A 21,793-nucleotide genomic window follows, 5' to 3' on the forward strand; every position below is an offset into this window, starting at 1 on the left:
CGTCCGCGCGCAGCGGTGCGGCGGGTCAGCTGGCGGTGCACCGCGCGGCGCGCCGGGCCTGCGGGAGCTGCGAGCCGATCGCCTCGCGCACGTTCGGATAGACGCGGGCGAGCTCGTCATAGACGCGGCAGGCTTCGGTCCGCCGGTTGAGCCGGGTCAGCGCCTGGCCGAGGTAGAAGAGGCTGTCCGCGGCGCGGTCGCCCTGCGGGTTCTCCTGATAATTGGCGAGCAGGATGCGTGCCGCCGTCGCCGGCTTGCCGTCGTCCAGATAGGCGCGGCCAAGCAGGTTGCGCGTCCAGCTCAGCCAGCGGCCCGAGGGGTAGCGCGCCGCGGCGGCCTCCAGCGCGGCCTGCGCCTCACCATAGCGGCGCTGGTCCCAGAGCCGGTAGCCGGCATTATAGGCTTCCTCGGCCGTGCCCGGCACAGCGGGAGCCGCCGGGCGCTCGGCGCGCGCGGGCGGTGGCTCGGCCGGCTCTTCCGCCGGCGCTTCCGCCGGTTCGGTCCGCGGCGGGGCGGCGCTCTGCGGCTGATCGACCCGGTCGAGCCGGGCGGTGAGGTCGGTGCGCAGCCGCGTGATCTGCTCCTCGAGCTGGCGGGTGCGATTGCCATTCTCTTCCACCTGCCCGGTCAGCGCGCGCAGCTGCGATTCCAGCGCGTCGACCCGCTGCGTCAGGCTGGTGATCGCGTCCCCGCCCGGCGCTCCGCCCGGCTGGGCCGGGCCCTGCGGGGTGATCTCGGGCTCGACATTGCCGTTCGGGAAGACGCGGCGCTGCACCGCGCGCAATTGCTGCTCGAGCCGCCCGACCCTTTGCTCGACGGTTTCGCGCCGCGGCTGCGCCTGGACGACGGCCGGCGCCGCCGTCGAGGCGAGCAGAACCAGCCCCAAAATATGTACGCGCATGAAAATCCCCGCATCCTCGCTCTGGTTGAGGCCGATGTTATGTGACCATCGCTTCTGTCGCCAGTCTTAAGCGACGGGCTGCGTTAGGGCGTCGGCGGCGGCGTGGACAAGGGCGCGTCCGGCCGGCTGGCCGGCGGCGGGTCCGCGGGAACCGGTCCCGTCGCCCGGCTCGTCGGCGGCGTCGGGCGCGGGCGGGCCGGTCTTGCCGTGGCTGCCGGCGCGGGGGCGGGCGAGGATGCCGGCGCCGGCGCGGCCGAAGGCGGCTGGCCGGACGCCCGTGCCGCCAGGTCCTGCGGCAGCAGGCTGACGTTGATCACGGTGCGCTCCTCGGGCGCGATCAGGCCGAGATCGCGGCCGCCGGCGCTGGCGCGGAGCATCTGCGGACGCCCGGTCCGGAGCACCGGCCGGGTGGCGGTCGCCGGCACGGTGAAGGTTTGCCCCGAGGAAAGGATGCCGGTGAAGAGCGAGGGGCCGTTCTCGCCGTCCGTGATCCGCACCCAGACGCCGTCCAGCGCGGTCAGCGTGACCGCCTGGCCGGTCAGGTCGGCCGGCGCCGCCGCCTGGCCGTTGGCCGCCGGGGCGGCGCCATTGTCTTCCGGCACCTCGATCGTCTGCTCCGGCCCCGGGCCCGGATCGGCGCCGATCGTATTGCGCCACAGCAGATAGGCGCCGACCAGCAGCACGGCGGCGACGATCACCCCGATGACGAGCGACCTGGGCGGCACGCGGGCCGGATCGGCCGGCTCGTAATATTCGGGCGCGGGCGCGCGCCGGCGCGGCCCGCCGATCTGGTCGCGCAGCTCGTTGGCGATGGTCGGGCCGTCGAGGCCGACGGCGTTGGCGAAATTGCGGGTGAAGCCGATCGCATAGGTGGGCGCGGGCAAAGCGTCCCATTCCTCCAGCTCGATATGCTGGAGATGGCGCATCGGGATGCGGGTCTGGCTGGCGACGTCGTCAAGGCTCATCGCCCGCGCTTCGCGGGCACGGCGAAGCCGTTCGCCGATCGAGACGAATCTCTCCTCCCCCTCGCCGTAATCCGACATCGATTCGCCTTCGAGTTGCCTGCGCCCCCAGGAACGCCGTCATCGTCACATGGCCGGGTGGAAGTCAACCTGGCTGGAACAATGGGCCACGCCGCGCTGCGGCAGGGCGAGGTCAGGCCATGGCCACCCGATGCTTCTCCGCCCAGGCGGCGACGGCGCCGCGAAAGTCCGCGGGCGGGTCCTTGAGGAGGCGGTCCATGGCGCGCGCCGCCGCGCCGGCATCGAGCGAGCGGATCATCGCCTTGACCGGCCCGACCCCGGCCGGGGTGATCGACAGGCGGCGGATGCCGATCCCGACCAGCGCCATGGCCTCGAGCGTGCGCCCGCCCATCTCGCCGCAGACGCCGAGCGGGACATTGTGCTTGTCCGCCGCTTTGGCGATCCGCCTGAGGAAGCGCAGGATCGCCGGCGACAGCCAGTCGTAGCGCTCGGCGAGGCGCGGATTGGAGCGGTCCGCCGCGAACAGGAACTGGGTGAGGTCGTTGGTGCCGACCGACAGGAAGTCGAGCTTCGGCAGCAGCACGTCCAGCATCTCGGCCAGCGACGGCACCTCCAGCATGCAGCCGTAGAGGATCCGCTTCGGCAGCGGCTTCTTGCGCTCGGCGAGCCAGGCGCGCTGCTCCTCGACGATCTTGCGCGCCGCATCGAACTCCCAGGGCTCCGAGACCATCGGGAACATGATCTGCAGCTCGCGCCCGCCCGCCGCCTCGATCAGGGCGCGGGCCTGGGCCTTCATCAACGTGTCCCGGTCGAGCGCGAGGCGCAGCGCCCGCCAGCCCATGGCCGGATTCTCCTCGGGCTCCGGATTGGTGTCCAGATAGGGCAGGCTCTTGTCGCCGCCGATATCGACGGTGCGGAAGATGACCGGCTTGTCGCCCGCTGCCTCCAGCACCGAGCGGTAGAGCCTTTGCTGGGCCTCGCGCTTGGGCAATTGGGCGGAGACCAGGAACTGGAATTCGGTGCGGAACAGGCCGATCCCCTCCGCACCGGTAGCGGCGAGCGCCCCGACGTCGTCGCGCAGCCCGGCATTGACCATCAGCTGGACCCGCACCCCGTCCCTGGTGACGGACGGCTTGTCCTTCACCGCCGCATATTCGGCCCGGCGCTTCTGGCCGGCGGCGAGCTTGGTGTCGAAGGCCTCCTCGATCGCCGGCGTCGGCCGGGCCAGCGCAGTCGCCTCGGTGCCGTCGACGAGGACGAGGTCGCCCTCGCCGACCAGCCGGCGCACATTGGCGACGCGCCCGATCATCGGCACGCCCATCGCCCGGGCGACGATCACGACATGGGCGGTGAGCGAGCCCTCCTCGAGGACCACCGCCTTGAGCTTGCGCCGGTCATATTCGAGCAGCTCGGCCGGCCCGAGATTGCGCGCGATCAGCACCGCATCCTGCGGCAGGCCGGCCTGGGCGGCGGTGCCGAGCTGGCCCGAGACGATGCGGAGCAGCCGGTTGGCGAGGTCGTCCAGATCGTGCATCCGGTCCTGCAGCAGCGGATCGTCGATCTGGCGCATGCGCTGCGCGGTGCGCTGGCGCACCCGCTCGATCGCCGCCTCCGCGGTGAGGCCACTGTCGATCGCCTCGTTGATCCGCCGCGACCAGCCCTCGTCATAGGCGAACATCTTGTAGGTCTCGAGCACCTCCTGATGCTCGCCCACCGTGCCGAACTCGGCCTGGCCCATCATCGCGTCGATCTGCTCGCGCATCTTGGAGAAGGCCGAATAGACGCGGTGGCGCTCCGCCTCGATGTCCTCGGCCACCGTATGCTCGATCAGCACCCGCGGCTGGTGATAGACGGCATGGCCCTTGCCCATGCCCGCCACGAGCTTCAGGCCGGTGATCCGCGTCGTCCCGGCGTCGCGATCCTCCTCGGCGGCGGCGGCGCGGTCGGCAAGGCCGGCATTGGCGATCAGCTCGGAGAGCACCATGGCAACGGTCTGCAGCGCCTCGATCTCGACCTCGTCATAGCCGCGCGGATCGGCATGCTGGACGGCGAGCACGCCGATCGCGCGCTCCTTGCGGATGATCGGCACGCCGGCGAAGCTGTGATAGAGTTCCTCGCCCGTCTCCGGCCGGTAGGCGAATTCGGGATGGCTCGCCGCCTCGGCGAGGTTCAGCACCGCCACGTCCTTGGCGATCGTGCCGACCAGGCCCTCGCCCTGCGCCAGCTTGGTGACATGGACCGCGGCCTGGTTGAGGCCGACCGTGGCGAACAGCTCCAGCACGCCGTCGCGCAGCAGGTAGATGGAGCAGACCTCGCTTGCCATCGCCTCGGCGATGATCTTCACCACCTTGTTCAGCTTCGCCTGCGCGCCGAGCTTCGAGGCCATGACGTTGTGCAGGCCGGTCAGGATTTCCCGGGCTGAGGAGGCGGACGCCGTGGGCATGGGCGGAGCGCTATCAGAAAGGCGGTGCTCTTTCCAATGGGCTCGCGCCGCGCGCCCGGCTCAGCCGCCCTGCGCCCGCAGCCAGGCGGCCACCTCGACGCAGGCGGGATTGTTGGTGATCGTCGCCGCGGTCTCGGCCCAGCCGCGCGGCGTGGCGTCATGCTCCGCGTCGCGGACGTGGAGGTCGGCGCCCGCATCGACGAGCGATTGCACCATCTCGAGATCGCCGTTCCAGGCCGCATTGTGCAGCGCGCTCTGGCGGGACTGGCCGGCGGCGCGGGCATTGGCGTCGGCGCCCATCGACAGCAGCCAGCGCACGAGGTCGTGATGGCGGCCGTCGACCGCGGCCATCAGCAGATCGTCGCGGCGCGCGAGGGCGGGGTCGTTCTCGACCAAAGCGGCGAGCATGTCGCGGTCGCCGAGCCGGGCGAAGGCCTCGGCATCGGGGGTCACGCCATGGCGCATCATGTGGCGGACGAGCAGGCCGCCATCCTCGCCCGCGCGGCTCATCGCCTCGACCGGGGTGACGCCCCACCGGTCCTTCGCGTCGATCGGGGCGCCGAGCGCGATCAACTGGTCGATCGCATAAGGCGTCCGCGCGAAGGCGAGGATCGAGCCCCCGTTCGGCGCCATTGGCGGCAGGCCGTCGGCGAGCAGGGCGTCCACCGCGACATCGTCCTTCATCAGCAGCGCTTCGACCAGGCCGATCCGCGCGCCGCGGCGGATCAGTTCGTCGCGCATGTCAGCCCGGTCGCGGTTCAGGGCGAGCATCAGCGGCGACCAGAGATCATATTCGCCATTGCGGCCATCGGGATCGGCGCCGGCATCGAGCAGCAGGTCGAACATGTCCCGGCGCTTCGTCTCGATCGCGATATGCAGCGCCTGCGGCCGGCCGCCCCAATAAGGATGCGGGCCGACCGCATTGGCGAGGCCGGGGTCGGCGGCGAGCAGGTCGCGCACACGCTCGATATCGCCGTCGCCGACGGCGCGGAGGAAGGCGGCGGTCCCAGTCTCGCTCATCCGGCGCTCACCACATGGGCGGACATGGGCATGTCCTTGCCCTCGAGCGGCGCCAGCGCTGCGGCCGCGGCGTCGGTGGCAACGGCAAGATCGCCGCCGCGCGCCTCGATTTCCGCCCCCATGGGTGAGCCCTGGCAAAGGCCGATCGCCGCGGCCCGGGCGTCGACCCGGCTGATCCGGGTCACCGTCTCGATGGCGATGTCGGCAAAGCCGGCGGCGCGCAGATCCGCCTCGATCTGAGCGGTGTCGTGATAGCCGAAGGGGATCCGGCGATAGAAGCTCGGCGGATCGTCGGGGAAGAGGGCCGCCACCGCATCGCCGAGCAAAGCGCTCACCGGGTTGTGTTCGAGACTGTCCCAGACGTTGAACAGGAAGCGCCCGCCCGGCCGCAGCACGCGCCGCGCCTCGCGATAGGCGCCGACGCGGTCCGGGAAGAACATCGCGCCGAACTGGCAGACGACAAGCTCGAACTCCCCGTCCGCGAAGGGCAGCGCCTGGGCATCGGCCGCCTGCAGCCGCACCCGCGCCGGCAGGCCGCGCGTGGCGGCGACGTCCAGCATTGCCTGGTTGAGGTCGGTGGCGACGATCTCCGCCTCGGGCATGGCCTCGGCGAGCGCCGCGGTGACGATGCCCGTCCCGGCCGCCGTTTCCAGCAGGCGGGCGGGCCCGAGCGCTTCGGCCCGGGCGGCGATGTCCTGCGCATAAGGTGCGAACAGCATCGGCCCGAGGCAACGGTCGTAGAGCGCCGGGATCGAGCCGGTGAAGCGGCTGTCGGCGGCGGTCAACGGCGCAGCCCCACGCCGCCGACCGGGATCGTCTCCTGCCCGCTTTCATAGGCGGCGATGAGCGGGCGGGCGCGCTGAATCGCGGCGCGGACGGCGGGGATCTGGAGCGAGGCGGTGTGGCTCGCCTTGCTGTCCCAGACCTCGGTGATCCAGATGATTTCCGCGTCGACCGGGTCCTTCGCCACCACGTAGGAGAGGCAGCCCGGCATGCCCTGCGTTCCCTCAAGCATGATGGCGGTCAGGGCGTCGCGCTGGCCCGGCCGGGCCCGCATCCTGCCGATCAGGCCGTGCATGCCGGCCGTCCCGCTCATCGCCCTGGCGACCTGGGGGGCCAGCGCCAGGCCGAGCCCCCCGGCCAGCAGCTCGCGCCTCTTCACCTCCATCGACTCCTCCCTTCGACGCGCCCAGTCTAGCGCCGCCGCGCGCGCTTGTCGCGGCGGGCGGGCAATGGCATGCTGGCGCCCTCGCAGCGGAGCGGGGCGATGGCACATTTGTCGCGGACCGAATCGAGGATGGTGAGCGGCGCGCTCGCCGGCCTGCTGCATGCGGGGACGATCCTGCTGCTGCTCCTGCTGACCGCCGTGCCCGTCCCGCCGCGGCTCGCGCCGGTGCCGCTGGAGGTGACCTTCCTGCCCGCGCCCGACGAGCCGGTCGAGCTGAGGACGGCGCCGGAGCCCGGGCCGGAGCAGAAAGAGGGAGCCGCCGGCTCGCCCGCGCCGCGCAGCCCCGCGCCGACCCTGGCGCCCGCGCCCGAGACGCTCACCGCCCTGCCGACGCCGCTCCCCGCCCCGCCCGTCGTCGTCTCCGGCGCCCCGGGCGTCGCCGAGGCCGGGACCGGCAACGGCACCGGGGTCGGCACGGGGCAAGGGCCTGGCGCCGGCACGGCGGGCACCGGCGAGGGCAGCGACCGTCCGGCCGGCGAGACCTGGGCGCGCCCCGACTGGATCGTGCGGCCGACCGACGCGCAGATGCGGCTCTATTTCCCGCGCATCGCGCTCGAGCGCCGCACCAACGGCGTCGCCTGGCTCGGCTGCCAGGTCGATGCGAACAACCGCGCGCGGCGCTGCCGGGTGCTGGCCGAGAGGCCGCGCGGGATCGGCTTCGGCGCGGCCGGCCTGCGCCTCTCCCATGCCTTCCGGATCAGGCCGCCGCAGCGCAACGGCCGCGACCAATATGATGCCTGGGTCCGGATCCCGATCTATTTCGAGATCGAAGGCGTGCGCCCGGCCAGTTAGGCCTCGACCGAGCGCCGCTCGAGCGCGTGCGCGGCCTCGTCCATCAGCTGCTTCAGGATGTCGGCGACGGGCGCCTCGTCCTTGACCATGCCGACCGACTGGCCGGCCATGACCGAGCCGGTCTCGACATCGCCCTCGATCACCGCGCGGCGGAGCGCGCCCGCCCAATAATGCTCGATCTGGAGCTGCGCCTCCATCATCTCCACCTTCTGCTCGTCGAGCAGTTGCGCGACCTCGCGCTGCTTGGCGGCGAAGCTCTCCATCTCCCGGTTCTTCAGCGCGCGCACCGGGATGACCGGCAGGCGCGGGTCGATCTGGACCGAGGTGATCGCATCGCGCGCCGAGGCGCGGATGAAGGCCTTCTTGAAGTTCGGATGGGCGATGCACTCGGTCGCGCAGACGAAGCGGGTGCCGAGCTGCACGCCGACCGCGCCCATCTCCAGATAGCCGGCGATCAGCCCGCCATGGCCGATGCCGCCGGCGACGAAGATCGGCACCTCGGCGGCGAGCGGCGGCAATATCTCCTGCGCGAGCACCGAGGTCGAGACCGGGCCGATATGGCCGCCCGCCTCCATGCCCTCGATCACCAAAGCGTCGACGCCGGAGCGGACCAGTTTCTTCGCCAGCGCCAGCGCCGGGGCGAAGCAGATTAACTTGGCCCCGTTCGCCTTGATCCGCTCGATCGACCCTGCGGGCGGCAGGCCGCCGGCGAGGACGACATGGCTCACCTCATGCTTCGCGCAGACGTCGATCAGCTCGCTCAGCGCCGGGTGCATGGTGATCAGGTTGACGCCGAACGGCCTGGCCGTCCGCTTCCTGGTCTCGGCGATCTCGGCGTCGAGCAGGTCCGGCGTCATCGCCCCGCAGGCGATCACCCCGAAGGCGCCGGCATTGGACAGGGCGGAGACGAGGTTGCGCTCCGAAATCCAGCTCATCGCCCCGCCCAGCACCGCATGGTCGCAGCCGAGGAACTCGGTCCCCCGCTTCATCAGCCGGGCGAGGCGGTCGTGGCCGATATTGGTCGTCGCGTCGTTCAATGTCCCACCGTCACTCCAGCGAACGCTGGGGTCCATTCAGAGTCAGCTTGGATGCCAGCCTTTGCTGGCATGACGAGATAAATCAACTCGCCACTCAGTCCTGATCCAGCCCGAAGGCCGTGTGCAGCACGCGCACCGCCAGCTCGGTATAATCCTCGTGGATCAGCACCGAGACTTTGATCTCCGAGGTGGTGATGGCGATGATGTTGATCCCCCGCGCGCCCAAAGTCTCGAACATCTTCGCGGCGATGCCGGCATTGGAGCGCATGCCGACGCCGACCGCGCTGACCTTCACCACGTCGGTATTGGTCCGGATTTCGTCGAAGCCGATCTCCTCCTTCGCCTGCTCCAGCGCCGCCACCGCATGGGCGAGGGAAGCGGTCGGGACGGTGAAAGTGAGTACCCGGCCGTCGCCGCTCTCGTGGGCGCTCTGCACGATCATGTCGACGTTGATGTTCGCCGCGGCGAGCGGCGCGAAGATCCGGGCCAGAGTGCCCGGCTCGTCGGCGAGGCCGGTCAGGGTGACCATCGCCTCGTTCTGGTCGTGGGCGATGCCGGTGATGACGTTGCGTTCCATATTCCTGTCCTCGATCGAATCGTCGCCGACGATCATCGTCCCGGGCAGGTCCTCGAAGGAGGAGAGGACCTGCAGCGGCATGTTGTAGCGCATGGCGAGCCCGACCGAGCGCGTCTGCAGCACCTTGGCGCCGACGCTGGCGAGCTCCAGCATCTCCTCATAGGTGACCCGGTCGAGCTTGCGGGCGCGGGGGACGATGCGGGGGTCGGTCGTGTAGACCCCGTCCACATCGGTATAGATGTCGCAGCGGTCCGCCTTCATCGCCGCCGCCAGGGCCACGGCCGACGTGTCGGAGCCGCCCCGGCCGAGCGTGGCGAGGTCGCCGCGGTCGGTGACGCCCTGGAAGCCTGGGATAACCGCGATCCCGCTTTGCCTGAACACGCCCTCCAGCACCTCGGCGTCGATCCCCTCGATCAGCCCCGCCGCATGGCCGGAGGCGCGGATCGGCAGCTGCCAGCCCATATAGGATTTGGCGTTGAGCCCCATGCCCTGCAGCGTGATCGCGAGCAGCCCGGAGGTGACCTGCTCGCCCGAGGCGACGACCACGTCATATTCGCGCGGATCGTAGACGCTGGCCGCCTCGCGACAGAACTGGATCAGCCGGTCGGTCTCCCCCGCCATGGCCGAGACCACCACCGCCACCTCATTGCCCCGCTCCGCCTCGCGTTTCACCAGCCCGGCGACATGGCGGATGCGCTCGCTCCCCGCCATTGACGTGCCGCCGAACTTCATCACGATGCGTGGCATTGGGCTCCCGAGAGGACGGTGGAAAATCTCGGGGGTCCTGTTAGGGAGCGGCCATGGCACATGCAAGCGAGCCAACTTCCACCATCGACCCCGAGGAAGCCGCCCGCTTCGGCGCCATGGCCGCCGACTGGTGGGACCCGAAGGGCTCGTCGGCGATGCTGCACAAGCTCAATCCGGTCCGCCTCAAATATATTCGCGAGCAGATCGACCATCATTGGGAGACCGACGAGACCGGGCTGAAGCCGCTCGCCGGCAGGAGCGCCGCGGACGTTGGCTGCGGCGCGGGGCTGCTGGCGGAGCCGCTGGCGCGGCTTGGCGCCCGGGTGACCGGCATCGACGCGGCGGCGGAGAATATCGCGGTCGCGCGCGAGCATGCGCTCGGCCAGGGGCTGGAGATCGACTATCGCACCGGCGGCGCGGAGGCGCTCGAGGGACGCTTCGACCTCGTTACCTCGCTGGAGGTGATCGAGCATGTTGCCGACCCCGCGGCCTTCGTCGGCGCGCTCGCGGCGGCGGTCGCCGAGGACGGGCTGCTGATCCTGTCGACGCCCGCCCGGACAATGTGGTCGAAGCTGCTGCTCGTCGACCTCGCCGAGGGGCTCGGCCGGATTCCCAGGGGCACGCACGACTGGAACCGGTTCGTCGCGCCGGACGAGCTCAGGGCGATGGTGGCCGCCGCCGGGCTGGAGGTGGTCGACGTCACCGGCCTCGGCTTCAGCCTGACGCGCGGCTTCACGCTCGGCGAGGATCTCTCGCTCAATTATCTGCTGACCGCGAAGCGGGTGCCGAAATAGCGATCCGGCCCTCCATCCGGCTGAGCTGCCTGCCGCAATCCCTGCCTTTCCAGGCCCGGATGCGGATCGCACAGGAGGCCGGCTTCGAGGGCATCGAGCTCGAGGTCGGCGACGGCCCGGCGGCGGCGCTGCGCCAGGCCGCGGACGCGGCCGGCATCATCATCCATTCCGTCCATTGCTGGGAGAATTATCGCAAGCCGCTCACCAGCCCGGAGCCGGCGGTCCGCGATGCCGGGATCGCCGCCACGCTGGCGGCGCTGGAGGCCGCTCACGTCATGGGCGCCGGCGCGATGCTGCTGATCCCCGGCGTCGTCGGCGCCGACGCCAGCTATGACGAGGTGGACCGCCGCTCGCGCGACGTGATCGTCCGCGCGATCCTGCCCGAGGCCGAGCGGCTCGGCATTGTCCTCGTCGTCGAGAATGTCTGGAACGGCTTCCTGCTCAGCCCCTGTGACTGCGCCCGCTACATCGAGTCCTTCGCCTCGCCGGGCGTGCGGCTCTGCCTGGATCTGGGCAATGTCATTTTCGGCCGCCCCGAGGGCTGGCTCGATATTGCCGGCCGCTGCGCCGCCAGCCTCCACCTCAAGGACCTCCGCCACTGGCTCCATCTGAGGCGCTACCAGATCGTCCGCGTCGGCGAGGGCGATATCGACTGGCCCGCCGTCCGCGCCGCGCTGACGCGGATCGGCTTTTCGGGCTGGGGGGTCATGGCCGAGGCGGAATCCGCCCAGCCGAACTGGTCCAAGCGCGCTTTCTCCTGGACGCGGCGCCTCAGCGCGCGGCTCGGGTGGAATCCCCCGCTCGCCGCGGCCGAACGGCGCCTCTCGCGCCACTATGTCGATGATGCGATGCGCCGCTTCCGCCGCTATGTCGTGCCATCGCCGGCCGGCTCGAACTGAAGGGGCAGGCGCCGGTCCCTGTGCCGTTCCAGACGGTTAGACGTCCTTCCCGCTTGCAGGACTGCTACAAGTGTAGCATCGATCTCTCCGAATCGAACGACGGAGTGAAGGATGATCGTGACCCGCCGCGCGGCCTTGGCCGGCGTACTCGCGGCCTTTTCCGGCCGCGCCTTCGGCCAGGCATCGGAGGCCGCGCCGCCGCTGACGGTCGAGCTTGAAGTTCCCATCGATCATGATCGACCCGGGGCGGGCGACTTTCCGCTGCGCTGCGAGTGGGGCGCGCCGCGGCGGGCGGGACGGCGGACCGTCCTGGTGGTCGCCGATGCGCAGCAATATTATGTCCGTCCGGGCGGCGCGCAGCGGCTGCAGCGCGAGCTGTTCGGCAACGAGCTGAACGTCCTTACGATCCTCGGGCGCAGTCGCGCCCCTGCACTCGACCGGCTGATCAGGGACCAGGGCGAGATCGACTGGTCGACGGCCTACCGGCTGCTCAACTGGCGGCAATGGGCGCGCGACATCGAGACGGTCATCCGGCGGCTGTCGCTCGGCCCGCGCGAGCTCTGTCTCTACGGCCGGTCGGGCGGCGCCTATCTCATCTTCCAGCTGCTGGCGCTGCGGCCGGAGCTGGAAGCGCGGGTCTATGTGCAGGCGGCGGTGAATGCCGAGCTGGACGTCCGCTGGGGGGTCAGCGCGGACCGCTTCTGGGAGGAATTTTCCGGCGCCGAGCCGGGCACGGCAACCGAGCTGATGACCTGGCTCGGCCAGCATCCCGCGCAGCGCCGCAATCTCGTCCTGGTGCTTCAGCGGCAGAATTTCTTCGAGCCGCTGGAGGCGCTGCCGGCGGCGCGGCTGGCCGCGGTGCGCGCCTTCCTCCAGGGCGACGGGGCCGAGGTGGCGGCGATGCGCGCCCGCTACCAGATCGACGCGATCGAGCAGACCCGCACGACGCTGGAAGGGGTCGGCGCGGCGACGCGAGTCTATGAATTTGCCGCGCCCCAGGCCGATCCCCGCGGTGGCGGGGGGCCGCTTCGGCCCAGCCTTGAAGCGCTCTTTTATTATGCCGCGCCGCTGGCCGATCCTCCTTATCGGCCCGTGGTGCCGGCGACGGCGTGGGAGCGGCTCCGCACCCAGCGCTGCGAGGTCCTGCAGGTCGCCGCGCGGCACGACCATACGTGCGACTATCGGACCCAGATCGGCCTCAATGGCCTCACCCGCGGCAGCACCCTGCTGCTGCTCGACGACGATCACGTCTTCCAGCGCTTCACCGCCTCGGGGCTGCAGCCCGGCTTCCTCCAGGCCTGGTTCGGCGGGGGCGCCGGTGCGCCGGCCTTCCAGCGCGCGCTTGCAGCGCTCGGCCCGCTGCGCTGGAGCCATTATCCGCGCCCGGGCGCGACTCAGGGACAGCGCAGGTAGCGGTCGCCGTCATAGGTCAGCGCGGTGGCACGGCCCCCGGCCAGGTCGAAGCTGAGCAGCCGGCCCTCCCCGGGAATGGCCTCCATCCGCACCGTCTCCGGCCGGTCGAACGGGCCGGCATCGGCGCGCAGCCGGCCCATCGCCATGGCCGGCCGGCCATTATGGTCGGAGATGGTGATCGTGCCGTAATCCTCGTTGCAATAGCGCCCGGTATAGGCGGCGATCGGCAGCGACAGGCGCCAGGGCCGGGCCGCCTGCTCGGCCCGCGCGGTGGCGACGCCGGCGCGGATCCGGGTGAATTGCTGCCTGAAGCGCTCGGTCCATTGCGCGCCGCTCGCCGCCGCCGCCTCGCGGCCCCGGGCGAACCAGGTATAGGCATATTTGGCGGCGAGGTCGGCGATCGGGACGCCGATGCCGTCGTCATTGGCCAGGGCGACCACGCCGACGTCCCGCGCCGGCATGAACGACATGTGCGCCCGCGCCCCCGGGAAGCCGCCGAAGTGGAAATAGAGCATCGCGCCGTCCACCTCGCCCGACAGCCAGCCGAGGCCGTAGCCCGTGGCGGGGAAGACGTCGCGGCGGTCGTCGAAGGTCGCGATCGGCCGGTGGGTGCCGGCGATCACCGACGCGGGCAGGCGGCCGGTGCCGCGGCCCCGTTCCGCGGCGAGCTGCGCGGCGAGGAAGCGGGCGATGTCGTTCGCGCTGGCGAACATGCCGCCGGCCGACTGCATCGTGTCGTCATGCTTGACCAGATAGATGGGCGCCGCGCCGGACGCGGTCATCGTCGTATAGGGCAGGGCGAAGGGCAGGCGGCGCCGCGCCCGGTCCGTGCCCTGGGTCAGGCTGTGGGTCATGCGCAGCGGCACCAGTACCTCGCGCTCGATCATGTCCTGCCAGCGCCGGCCGGTCCGCCGCTCGATCAGCAAGGCGGCGATATTGTAGCCGAGATTGGTGTAGCGATAGGTGCCGAGCGGCGCCTCCCGGTTGGGCTGCAGCCGCGCCAGTTGCCGCCAGAGCGTCGCCTGGTCGTGCTCGCCCGTATAGGCGAGGCGGAAGGCGATGCCGGTGCCGGTCAGCCCGTGCGTGTGGCTGAGCAGGTGGCGCAGGGTCACCCGGTCGGCGTGGAGCTCGGGCGCGAAGCGGACGTCCGGGGCGAGCTCGGCCAGAGTCCAGTCCAGGTCGATCTCGCCGCGCGCATCCATCGCCGCCATGGCGAGGCCGAGGAAGCTCTTGGTCGTGGAGGCGATGTAGTAGAGCGTGTCCGGCGTCGCCGCCCGGCCCGAGGCCAGGTCGGCCCGGCCGAAGCTCCGTGCGTAGATGGTGCCGTCGCTCCGCGTGACCACCACGCTCAGCGAAGGCAGGTCCGGGAAGCCTCCCACCAGCCCGGTCAGGAAGGCGTCGAAATCGGCGGCGAAGCGCCTCGTGTCCACCTGGGTTGCCGCGGCGGGCGAGGGCGCCGGCTGGGCGCAGGCGCCGGAGGCGGCGAGCGCGAAGCCGGCGGCGGCGAGCAAAAGCATGGATGTTCGCATGTCATGGTCCCCTGAATGACGACAGGTGACTTACATGAATAATACACCCAGCGCAAGCCCGTGCAGATTCAACGCCTTCGCTCCCGCGTCAGCCGGGTGATCAGGATCGCGGCGCGCTTGGCCTGGCGGGGCAGGGACTCGAGGTCGACCCACTCGCCCTCGGCATGGCTGCCCCCGCCCGCGGCGCCGAGTCCCGCAAGCGTGTCCACGTCCGCGGCGACGAAGGCGGAATCGGCGGCGCCGCGCCGTGACGGGTCGAGCTCGGGCATTTCGGGGAGCCCCAGGTCGCGGTTCACGCCGTTGAGCCGGGCGAGCAAGGCGCGGTTGCCCTCGGTCGGCGCCATCGGCGGATAGCCGTCCTCGCCGAAGACCAATTCGGCGCTGGTGTTGGGCAGATGCTGCGCGACGATCGCCTGCATCTGCGCCCGGACGCGCGCATCCTGCTCGGGCGTCAGGCTCCTCAGGTCGCCGCGGGCGACGGCGGCGGCGGCGACGACGTTGGTCTTGCCCGAGGCGCTGGCGCGGAAGCCGGTCTCGTCAAGCGCCGCCGGCGTGCCGCCCGCCATCACCCCGACATTGTAGGTCAGGTTGGGCTCGGGCAGCTCGCGGCGGAAGGCGTCGAGGATCCGGACCAGCTCGTAGATCGCGCCGCAGCCCATAGTCTCGCCGCAGACGCCCGAGCTGTGGCCGGTGCGGCCGCGCGCGGTCAGCGTCCAGTTGGTCGAGCTGCGCCGGGCGATCGAGCCCATGTCGCGGCCGTCGTTGCGGGCCAGATTCTCGAATTCCAGCGCGAAGTCGGCGACGCGCCCGGCCTCGATCAGGTCGCGCCGGGCGACGGCGATCGGCGAGCCGGTCCGTTCCTCGTCGCCGGTGAGGACGATGGTGATATTGGCATTGCGCAGCGTCCCCGCCGCCTGCATCGCGCGCAGCGCCGCGACGATCACGACCATGCCGCCTTTGTCGTCGCCGACGCCGGGCCCCGTCGCGCGATTGCCCTGCCGGGTGAAGCGCTGGAACGGGCTGTCCGGCTCGAACACCGTGTCGAGATGGGCGATGAGCAGGACGTTGCGGCCGCGCCCCGGATGGGTGGCGATCAGATGGCCGGCGCGGCCGGTCTCGCGCATGTCGGCCCAGCGGACGGTGAAGCCCAGCGGCTCCAGCTCGGCCCGCATCATTTCCCCGACCGCGCGCACCCCCTCGAGGTTCAGCGAGCCGCTATTCTGGTTCACCAGCCGCTCGAGCAGGGCGATCGTCCGGTCCTGCTCCGCGTCCACCGCCGCCGCCATCCGCCTTTCCTCGCCCGAGAGCTGGGCCTGGGCCGGCGCGGCGAAGAGGAGAAGGGCGAGCAGGGGAAGGAGCAGGCGCATATCTTTCCTCACCACGGCTTGGGGAGCGAAGTCAAAGGCCGATGCGTTGAACCGACGAGGAGAGAGACGATGACCGATCCCCGAGTCCCCGCGGACAAGCAGGAGGAAGCGCAGCTGCCCGACGATCTCGACCAGAATCCGGGCATCGGCCAGTCGAAGGGCCTGTTCGGCCAGCGCGGCTCCGAGGACGCGCAATTGCTGGCCGGCGAAAGCACGGTCGAAGGCGATGTCGAGAATGACGCCGGGACCGCCGAAGCCGAACCGCCCGACGATCTGGGACGGACGAACGACTGACTGCGGCCGGGGAGATTTTCAGGAGTCATCCCGGCGAAAGCCGGGACCCATGAACGCTGTGCTCTCCGGAAACGCGCCTGCCGCTCCGGCCTCAACTCTTCCCATGGTGTTCATGGGTCCCGGTTCCGCCGGGATGACTATTTCAGTGCTTCATTCCGTTGAGCGGTCAGCGTGAACCGCCGCCGACGTTGAACTCGATCCACAGCCCCGCGCCCCCCGAAAACTGGTCGCGCGAGCCGAAGGTGCGGACGATCGGGCTGTCCGCGGCGTCGCCGACCAGCCGGTCATAGCCGGCATAGGCCTGGACGCCCCAGTTGCGGCCGAGCCGGTGGGTGAAATTGGCGATGCCGCCGACCGCATAGATGCCGCCGTCCGGATCGAGCGCGGCGAGGCCGGTCGCGCCGGCGACGGCCGGGGTCACGCCGAAATAGCGGTCATGATATTTGTTGTCCGCCCAGCGCACGCGCGGCCCGATCGAGAAGATGTAATTCTGGTCGTCGCGGAAGATGACGTCGGCGCCGAGGCTGCCGGTCAGCGCCCGGTGGCCGCCGAGGCCCTTGCGCAGCTCGGCCCGGATCCGGAAGTTGCGCGAGGGCAGCACCTCGACGAAGCCGCCCACCTCGACGGTGAAGCCGACATCGCCGACCGCGGCCCCGACATCGTCCTCCTCGCGCTTGTTCTGGAAGCGGATCGCCGGCCCGAAATTGATCACGCTGTCGCGGCCGAGGATGCCGAAGCCGGCGCCGTCGTCCGCGGATTCGTAGGTGATCGGCTGATCGGGACGGCGCAGGTCGAAGATCGGAAACGGGCTGATCCCGTAATTGTCGCCGCCCGGATATTTGGGATAGGTCTGGGCGCCGATGCCGAGCGTCACTGTGCGCTGGGCAGCGGCGGGGCCGGCGGCAAGGAGGGCGAAGGCGGCGGCGCCGATCAGCGCGGCCGGGCGGAGCGGGTGCATGGGCTTCGTCATGGTCGCCAGAACCGCTTTCCTTCCAAATCGTTGCGGGGAGGGGCGAAATAGCTCGTTACTGTGCCGTTCCGGTAACAGGCCCTATTCGAACTCCAGGATCACGGCGTCCACCGCAAGGCTGTCGCCGGGCTTCGCATTGACCGCCTTCACGACGCCCGCCTTCTCGGCGCGGAGGATATTCTCCATCTTCATCGCCTCGACCACGGCGAGTGGCTGGCCGGCCTCGACTTTGTCGCCCGCGCCGACGTCGAGCCGGGTGAGCAGGCCCGGCATCGGGCAGATCAGGAAGCGCGACAGGTCCGGCGGCACCTTCTCGATCATATGGCGCGAGAGCAGGGCGACATGCCTGGGCAGCACGTCGACGAGATGGGAGGCGCCGCGCGTGGTGAGCCGCCACTGCCGCCCCTTGCGGGCGACCTGGACGATGCGCTTGCGGTCGTCGATCCGCGCCGTGAACAGGGCGCTGCCGGGCTGCCACTCGCCGATCACCTCGCGGCCGGTGCCCCCGTCCACATAGCCGATCAGCCCGCCGTCGAAGCGGTCGAAGCGCACCGCATGTTCGGCGCCCGCGAGGCGGACGACGCGCTCCTCGGGCGGGGTCACGCTGCCGTTCAGGGTATCGCTGACGCTGCCGGCCTGGAGGTCCATCGCGTTGCCGATCATCCCGGCCATCAGCGCCAGGTCCTCGATCAGGCTCTCGTCCGCGGGCGCGCCCCGGAACCCTTCCGGATATTCCTCGGCGATGAAGCCGGTGGTGAGTTCGCCGGCGCGGAAGCGCGGATGCTGCATCAGCGCGGAGAGGAAATCGACATTGTGGCCGATCCCCTCGATGCGGAAGCCGTCCAGCGCCTCGATCTGCCGGTCGATCGCCTCCTCGCGCGTCGCGCCGCTGGTGATCAATTTCGCGATCATCGGATCGTAGAACATCGAAACCTCGCCGCCCTCGGCGACGCCGTCGTCGACGCGCACGCCGCTTTTCTCCGCCGGCGGGCGGTAGCGGACGAGCCGGCCCGTCGAGGGCAGGAAGCCGCGATAGGGATCCTCGGCATAGATGCGGGTCTCGACCGACCAGCCGAGCATCGCGACCGCGCTCTGGCCGAAGCCGAGCCGCTCGCCCGCCGCGATGCGGATCATCTGCTCGACCAGGTCGAGCCCGGTCACCTGCTCGGTCACCGGATGCTCGACCTGGAGGCGCGTGTTCATCTCGAGGAAGTAGAAGCCCTGGCCGGTCTTGTCGGCGCCGGAGACGATCAGCTCCACCGTGCCCGCCGAATAATAGCCGACGGCCCGCGCCAGCGCGACCGCCTGCTCGCCCATCGCCTTGCGCATCTCCGGCGTGACGAAGGGGGAGGGCGCTTCCTCGACCACCTTCTGGTGGCGCCGCTGCACCGAGCATTCGCGCTCGCCCAGATAGAGGATGTTGCCGTGCTGGTCGCCGAGCACCTGGATCTCGATATGGCGCGGCTGCTCGATGAACTTCTCGATGAAGACGCGGTCGTCGCCGAAGCTGGCCAGGCCCTCGCGCCTGGTCGCCTCGAAGCCCTCGCGCACGTCCTGCTCGGACCAGGCAAGGCGCATGCCCTTGCCGCCGCCGCCGGCCGAGGCCTTCATCATCACCGGATAGCCGATCTCGCCGGCGATGCGGACGGCCTCGTCCGTGTCGGCGATCTCGCCCAGATAGCCGGGGACGACGTTGACCCCGGCCTCCTTGGCCAGCTTCTTCGACTGGATCTTGTCGCCCATCGCGGCGATCGCCTCGGGCGGCGGCCCGATGAAGGCGATCCCCGCCTCGGCCAGCGCCCGCGCGAAGCTCTCCCGCTCCGAAAGGAAGCCATAGCCCGGATGCACCGCCTCGGCCCCGGTCGCGCGGCAGGCGTCGATGATCAATTCGGCGTTGAGATAGCTCTCCGACGCGGGCGGCGGCCCGAGCCGGACGCGCTCGTCGGCCATCAGCACATGCGGCGCCCGCGCGTCGGCGTCCGAATAGACCGCCACCGTGGCGATCCCCATCTTCCGCGCCGTCCGGATGACGCGGCAGGCAATCTCGCCCCGGTTCGCGATCAGGATCTTCCTGAACATCATTCGCCCATCGCGGCGAGGTCGGCGAGCTCGCGCGTCCGCGCCTCGGTCAGCCGGGTGCGGCAGAGCACGCCCTCCAGATTCTGCGTCTCCACGCTGGCCACGGCGGGAATCGCGACCGCGCAATGGGCGTCGCGATAGGCGAGCCAGGCACGCTGTGCGGTGCGCAGCTGCTCCGCGCTGTTGGGCAGCGCCGTCAACGCCTCCTGCCACTGCCGGTTCAGCGCCGCATCGGCGCGCGTCAGCCCGCGCTCGAGGCACTGCATGAGCTGCGCGGGCTCGGGATTTTCCGGGCAATCGGGATTGGGGCCGCGCAGCTCCGCGGTGCGGGCGCGGGTGAGGGTGGCCTTGCAGCCGCTGTCGAGCATCGGCTGCATCGTCCCGCCCCGCGCCTCGAAGCTCTCCAGCCGGCAATGGGCGTCGCGGAAGCTCACCCAGGCGCGCTGCGCCTCGCGCAGGGTCGCCTCCTCGCCGGGCCCGCCGTCACTCGGGCCGCCGCCGCCGTCGGCGAGGCCCGCATATTCGCGGTCGGCCGCGCGCGCCCGTTCGATCGCGGTGCGGTAGACGCTGTTGAGCTCGGCATCGGCCCGCTCCGCATCCTGCGCCGCGCAATAGTTCATCTCCTGCTGCGCCTGCGGATTGTCGCAATTCCAGGCGGGATCCTGCGCGGCGAGCAACAGGGCAAGGGGCAGGGCAATGCTCATGGTTCGGACCTCCGATATGCCCAGAGGGAGATGGTTGCCGGCGTCCGGTCGGGGGCGCCGAGACGCCCCCAATCGATCGAGGCAGCAAGGCCGACCCGGCTGGCGGCTTCCGGCTCCCACCGGTAACGGGCGGCGGTGCCGGGATGGTTCACCGCGCCCGGCGGTATCGGCCTTCGGTTCGTCCTCGACACCTGGGCGATGGCACGGTCGGCCTCGCTTCGGCTGGCCAGACGCGCGTCGAACGCGCAGCCCGTACCGGGCTCGAAGCGCACGGTCGCGCCGCCCGCCCGGTAGACCTCGAACCGCCCCTCGTTCGCAGCCCGCACGAAGCGAAGCGGGGAGCGGCGCAGGGCCGCGCGCAACGCCGCCGGATCGGTCACGTGCCGGACGCAAATCGTCTGGAAGCCCTCGCTCACGGTCTGGGCATCGAGCGGCGGCCCGACAGGGTCGACCTGCAAGACGAGCATGAGCGCGGCCAGACTCATTCCGCCGCCACCCGGGCCGGTTCCTCGCTCGTCATCGCCACCAGCCCGAGCTTCGCGAAGAGCGCCGCATCGGCATTGTCGCCCGCATTGGGCGTGGTCAGCAATTTGTCGCCGGTGAAGATCGAGTTCGCGCCGGCGAGGAAGCAGAGCGCCTGCGTCGACTCGCTCATGCTCTCGCGCCCCGCGGAGAGGCGGACCATCGAGCGCGGCATGGTGATCCGCGCCACCGCGACGGTGCGGACGAACTCGATGTCGTCGATCTTCGCCAGCGGCGTCCCCGCCAGCATGTCGCCGAGCACGGTCCCCTTTACCGGCACCAAAGCGTTGATCGGCACGCTCTCCGGATGGGCGGGGAGGGTGGCCAGGGCATGGAGGAAGCCGACCCGGTCCTCGCGCGTCTCGCCCATGCCGACGATGCCGCCGCAGCAGACCGCCATGCCCGAGGCGCGCACGGCCTCCAGCGTGTCGAGCCGCTCCTGCCAGGTCCGGGTGGTGATGATCGCGCCATAATGTTCGGGCGAGGTGTCGAGATTGTGATTGTAATAATCGAGCCCCGCCGCCGCGAGCCGGTCCGCCTGTCCTTGCGTCAGCATGCCCAAGGTCATGCAGGTCTCCAGCCCCATCGCCTTCACGCCCGCGACCATCTCGCAGAGCGCGTCCATGTCCCGGTCCTTGGGCTCGCGCCAGGCCGCGCCCATGCAGAACCGCCCCGACCCCGCCGCCTTCGCCTCGGCGGCGGAAGCGAGCACGGCGTCCACATCCATCAGCTTCTCGGCCTTCAGCCCCGTCTTCGCGTGCGCCGACTGCGAGCAATAGCCGCAATCTTCCGGGCAGCCGCCGGTCTTGATGCTGAGCAGGGTGGAGAGCTGCACCTCGTTCGGCGCATGATGCCGCCGATGCACCTGCTGCGCCTGCCAGAGCAGGTCGAGGAGCGGTCGCTCGAACAGCGCGGCTATCTCGCCGCGGGTCCAGTCTGTACGCATCATCGTCCGGTCATTTCCCGCGGAAGCGGCGCCAGGTTACGCCGCGATATGGAGAGTCTTGCCCCGGTCCCGCCGGGAACTGCGATGTTCGAGCTGAGAAAGACGCGGATGTCCATGCCATCGGCGCGACGCATTTCCCAACGCATTTGCATCGCGCGCCGCCCGCCGCTGTCCGTGCCGCGCGGCAGACCGAGCCGTCGCTCGACCAGGGCGGCGGCCTCGTCATGCCGATAGGCGGCATCGGTCCGGAATTCGAGGTGACAGGCCGGGCCGCCGATCACGTGCACGATGTCCGGCGTGTAGTGGTAGGTGATCTCACCGATGCTCGAGCGCCATTCGTTGCCCGAGCCCCATATCTGCTCCGGCGTCCGTGGCACGCGGCGCCAGTGAATACCCGCGCTGTCCATGGCGGCTGCGAAGCGCCGCGGGCTCGGCAGCGGCGCCACGCAAAATCGCTCGAAATCCTGCCAGGCCTGGTCGAAGGTGCGGATGTCGTAGGCGCGTTCGGGTGCCGCCGCAGCGCTCTGGGCGGCGAGGAAGACCAGCAA

General features: G+C 70.7%; 21 protein-coding genes. 5 read left to right on the forward strand and 16 right to left on the reverse strand.

Going from position 1 to position 21,793, the window contains the following annotated elements; all coding sequences use genetic code 11:
• Positions 1-25 precede the first annotated feature (25 nt).
• From VEC11_RS00820 to VEC11_RS00845, 6 genes are all read right to left on the reverse strand, one after another.
• On the reverse strand, positions 26-901 hold the full coding sequence (locus tag VEC11_RS00820; RefSeq protein ID WP_464128259.1) for a tetratricopeptide repeat protein: 876 nt from the start codon (positions 899-901) through the stop codon (positions 26-28).
• 83 nt (positions 902-984) lie between these two features.
• Complete coding sequence (locus VEC11_RS00825) at positions 985-1,944, reverse strand: helix-turn-helix domain-containing protein (RefSeq protein WP_464128262.1); 960 nt, start codon at positions 1,942-1,944, stop codon at positions 985-987.
• A 112-nt stretch (positions 1,945-2,056) separates the two neighbouring features.
• Entirely contained in the window at positions 2,057-4,327 is a 2,271-nt protein-coding gene (gene ptsP, locus VEC11_RS00830) for a phosphoenolpyruvate--protein phosphotransferase (RefSeq protein WP_464128264.1), read from the reverse strand.
• A 60-nt stretch (positions 4,328-4,387) separates the two neighbouring features.
• Complete coding sequence (locus VEC11_RS00835; RefSeq protein ID WP_464128267.1) at positions 4,388-5,347, reverse strand: ankyrin repeat domain-containing protein; 960 nt, start codon at positions 5,345-5,347, stop codon at positions 4,388-4,390.
• Complete coding sequence (locus tag VEC11_RS00840) at positions 5,344-6,132, reverse strand: class I SAM-dependent methyltransferase (RefSeq protein ID WP_464128270.1); 789 nt, start codon at positions 6,130-6,132, stop codon at positions 5,344-5,346. The genes VEC11_RS00835 and VEC11_RS00840 overlap by 4 nt, the downstream gene beginning before the upstream one ends.
• A complete protein-coding gene (locus VEC11_RS00845) occupies positions 6,129-6,515 on the reverse strand; it encodes a putative quinol monooxygenase (RefSeq protein ID WP_464128273.1) in 387 nt (128 codons plus the stop codon). Before VEC11_RS00845 ends, VEC11_RS00840 begins: the two co-directional genes overlap by 4 nt.
• Positions 6,516-6,614: 99 nt before the next feature.
• On the opposite strand from VEC11_RS00845, the gene VEC11_RS00850 reads away from it, so the two are divergent.
• Positions 6,615-7,367 carry an energy transducer TonB gene (locus VEC11_RS00850; protein WP_464128275.1) on the forward strand — a complete coding sequence of 251 codons (753 nt, stop codon included), beginning with the start codon at positions 6,615-6,617 and terminating at the stop codon, positions 7,365-7,367.
• Here VEC11_RS00850 and VEC11_RS00855 read toward each other — a convergent pair.
• Positions 7,364-8,356, reverse strand: coding sequence for an NAD(P)H-dependent flavin oxidoreductase (locus tag VEC11_RS00855; RefSeq protein WP_464128589.1), 993 nt, complete (start codon positions 8,354-8,356; stop codon positions 7,364-7,366). The genes VEC11_RS00850 and VEC11_RS00855 overlap by 4 nt on opposite strands.
• Positions 8,357-8,498: 142 nt before the next feature.
• The gene (locus VEC11_RS00860) at positions 8,499-9,728 is read right to left on the reverse strand and encodes an aspartate kinase (RefSeq protein WP_464128277.1); all 1,230 of its coding nucleotides are present in this window, start codon (positions 9,726-9,728) and stop codon (positions 8,499-8,501) included.
• A 53-nt stretch (positions 9,729-9,781) separates the two neighbouring features.
• On the opposite strand from VEC11_RS00860, the gene ubiG reads away from it, so the two are divergent.
• The 3 genes from ubiG (at position 9,782) to VEC11_RS00875 (ending at position 12,834) form a co-directional block, all read left to right on the forward strand.
• Positions 9,782-10,522, forward strand: coding sequence for a bifunctional 2-polyprenyl-6-hydroxyphenol methylase/3-demethylubiquinol 3-O-methyltransferase UbiG (ubiG, locus tag VEC11_RS00865; protein WP_464128279.1), 741 nt, complete (start codon positions 9,782-9,784; stop codon positions 10,520-10,522).
• A gap of 59 nt (positions 10,523-10,581) precedes the next feature.
• Positions 10,582-11,421 carry a sugar phosphate isomerase/epimerase family protein gene (locus tag VEC11_RS00870; protein ID WP_464128280.1) on the forward strand — a complete coding sequence of 280 codons (840 nt, stop codon included), beginning with the start codon at positions 10,582-10,584 and terminating at the stop codon, positions 11,419-11,421.
• A gap of 111 nt (positions 11,422-11,532) precedes the next feature.
• Positions 11,533-12,834, forward strand: a complete 1,302-nt coding sequence (locus tag VEC11_RS00875; RefSeq protein WP_464128282.1) for a hypothetical protein — start codon at positions 11,533-11,535, stop codon at positions 12,832-12,834.
• On the opposite strand, the gene VEC11_RS00880 is transcribed toward VEC11_RS00875, so the two are convergent.
• Complete coding sequence (locus tag VEC11_RS00880; protein WP_464128284.1) at positions 12,816-14,363, reverse strand: serine hydrolase; 1,548 nt, start codon at positions 14,361-14,363, stop codon at positions 12,816-12,818. The two genes, VEC11_RS00875 and VEC11_RS00880, sit on opposite strands and share 19 nt — an antisense overlap.
• Before the next feature lie 68 nt (positions 14,364-14,431).
• Positions 14,432-15,730 (reverse strand): M20/M25/M40 family metallo-hydrolase, encoded by a 1,299-nt coding sequence (locus tag VEC11_RS00885; RefSeq protein WP_464128286.1) that lies wholly within the window; start codon positions 15,728-15,730, stop codon positions 14,432-14,434.
• A gap of 69 nt (positions 15,731-15,799) precedes the next feature.
• Between VEC11_RS00885 and VEC11_RS00890 the strand changes: the two genes are divergently transcribed.
• Positions 15,800-16,024, forward strand: coding sequence for a hypothetical protein (locus tag VEC11_RS00890; RefSeq protein ID WP_464128288.1), 225 nt, complete (start codon positions 15,800-15,802; stop codon positions 16,022-16,024).
• Between the two features lie 166 nt (positions 16,025-16,190).
• Here the strand turns inward: VEC11_RS00890 and VEC11_RS00895 are convergent, their stop codons facing one another.
• The 6 genes from VEC11_RS00895 to VEC11_RS00920 form a co-directional block, all read right to left on the reverse strand.
• Positions 16,191-16,994, reverse strand: coding sequence for a MipA/OmpV family protein (locus tag VEC11_RS00895; protein WP_464128291.1), 804 nt, complete (start codon positions 16,992-16,994; stop codon positions 16,191-16,193).
• An 81-nt stretch (positions 16,995-17,075) separates the two neighbouring features.
• Entirely contained in the window at positions 17,076-19,073 is a 1,998-nt protein-coding gene (locus VEC11_RS00900) for an acetyl-CoA carboxylase biotin carboxylase subunit (protein ID WP_464128293.1), read from the reverse strand.
• A complete protein-coding gene (locus VEC11_RS00905) occupies positions 19,073-19,777 on the reverse strand; it encodes a lysozyme inhibitor LprI family protein (protein ID WP_464128295.1) in 705 nt (234 codons plus the stop codon). The genes VEC11_RS00900 and VEC11_RS00905 overlap by 1 nt, the downstream gene beginning before the upstream one ends.
• Positions 19,774-20,262, reverse strand: coding sequence for a hypothetical protein (locus tag VEC11_RS00910; protein ID WP_464128297.1), 489 nt, complete (start codon positions 20,260-20,262; stop codon positions 19,774-19,776). Before VEC11_RS00910 ends, VEC11_RS00905 begins: the two co-directional genes overlap by 4 nt.
• On the reverse strand, positions 20,259-21,245 hold the full coding sequence (bioB, locus tag VEC11_RS00915) for a biotin synthase BioB (RefSeq protein ID WP_464128590.1): 987 nt from the start codon (positions 21,243-21,245) through the stop codon (positions 20,259-20,261). The genes VEC11_RS00910 and bioB overlap by 4 nt, the downstream gene beginning before the upstream one ends.
• On the reverse strand, positions 21,245-21,793 hold the full coding sequence (locus tag VEC11_RS00920; protein WP_464128298.1) for a hypothetical protein: 549 nt from the start codon (positions 21,791-21,793) through the stop codon (positions 21,245-21,247). The genes bioB and VEC11_RS00920 overlap by 1 nt, the downstream gene beginning before the upstream one ends.

It is taken from the genome of Allosphingosinicella sp., assembly GCF_035626655.1.
GTDB lineage: Bacteria > Pseudomonadota > Alphaproteobacteria > Sphingomonadales > Sphingomonadaceae > Allosphingosinicella.

Coding starts and splice junctions, on each gene's coding strand:
- VEC11_RS00855 (WP_464128589.1), bottom strand. CDS start 8,356: ATGAAGCGGGGGACCGAGTTCCTCGGCTGCGACCATGCGGTGCTGGGC.
- VEC11_RS00860 (WP_464128277.1), bottom strand. CDS start 9,728: ATGCCACGCATCGTGATGAAGTTCGGCGGCACGTCAATGGCGGGGAGC.
- VEC11_RS00820 (WP_464128259.1), bottom strand. CDS start 901: ATGCGCGTACATATTTTGGGGCTGGTTCTGCTCGCCTCGACGGCGGCG.
- VEC11_RS00870 (WP_464128280.1), top strand. CDS start 10,582: ATGCGGATCGCACAGGAGGCCGGCTTCGAGGGCATCGAGCTCGAGGTC.
- bioB (WP_464128590.1), bottom strand. CDS start 21,245: ATGCGTACAGACTGGACCCGCGGCGAGATAGCCGCGCTGTTCGAGCGA.
- VEC11_RS00900 (WP_464128293.1), bottom strand. CDS start 19,073: ATGTTCAGGAAGATCCTGATCGCGAACCGGGGCGAGATTGCCTGCCGC.
- VEC11_RS00825 (WP_464128262.1), bottom strand. CDS start 1,944: ATGTCGGATTACGGCGAGGGGGAGGAGAGATTCGTCTCGATCGGCGAA.
- VEC11_RS00880 (WP_464128284.1), bottom strand. CDS start 14,363: ATGCGAACATCCATGCTTTTGCTCGCCGCCGCCGGCTTCGCGCTCGCC.
- VEC11_RS00835 (WP_464128267.1), bottom strand. CDS start 5,347: ATGAGCGAGACTGGGACCGCCGCCTTCCTCCGCGCCGTCGGCGACGGC.
- VEC11_RS00875 (WP_464128282.1), top strand. CDS start 11,533: ATGATCGTGACCCGCCGCGCGGCCTTGGCCGGCGTACTCGCGGCCTTT.
- ptsP (WP_464128264.1), bottom strand. CDS start 4,327: ATGCCCACGGCGTCCGCCTCCTCAGCCCGGGAAATCCTGACCGGCCTG.
- VEC11_RS00845 (WP_464128273.1), bottom strand. CDS start 6,515: ATGGAGGTGAAGAGGCGCGAGCTGCTGGCCGGGGGGCTCGGCCTGGCG.
- ubiG (WP_464128279.1), top strand. CDS start 9,782: ATGGCACATGCAAGCGAGCCAACTTCCACCATCGACCCCGAGGAAGCC.
- VEC11_RS00910 (WP_464128297.1), bottom strand. CDS start 20,262: ATGAGTCTGGCCGCGCTCATGCTCGTCTTGCAGGTCGACCCTGTCGGG.
- VEC11_RS00905 (WP_464128295.1), bottom strand. CDS start 19,777: ATGAGCATTGCCCTGCCCCTTGCCCTGTTGCTCGCCGCGCAGGATCCC.
- VEC11_RS00885 (WP_464128286.1), bottom strand. CDS start 15,730: ATGCGCCTGCTCCTTCCCCTGCTCGCCCTTCTCCTCTTCGCCGCGCCG.
- VEC11_RS00850 (WP_464128275.1), top strand. CDS start 6,615: ATGGCACATTTGTCGCGGACCGAATCGAGGATGGTGAGCGGCGCGCTC.
- VEC11_RS00895 (WP_464128291.1), bottom strand. CDS start 16,994: ATGACGAAGCCCATGCACCCGCTCCGCCCGGCCGCGCTGATCGGCGCC.
- VEC11_RS00890 (WP_464128288.1), top strand. CDS start 15,800: ATGACCGATCCCCGAGTCCCCGCGGACAAGCAGGAGGAAGCGCAGCTG.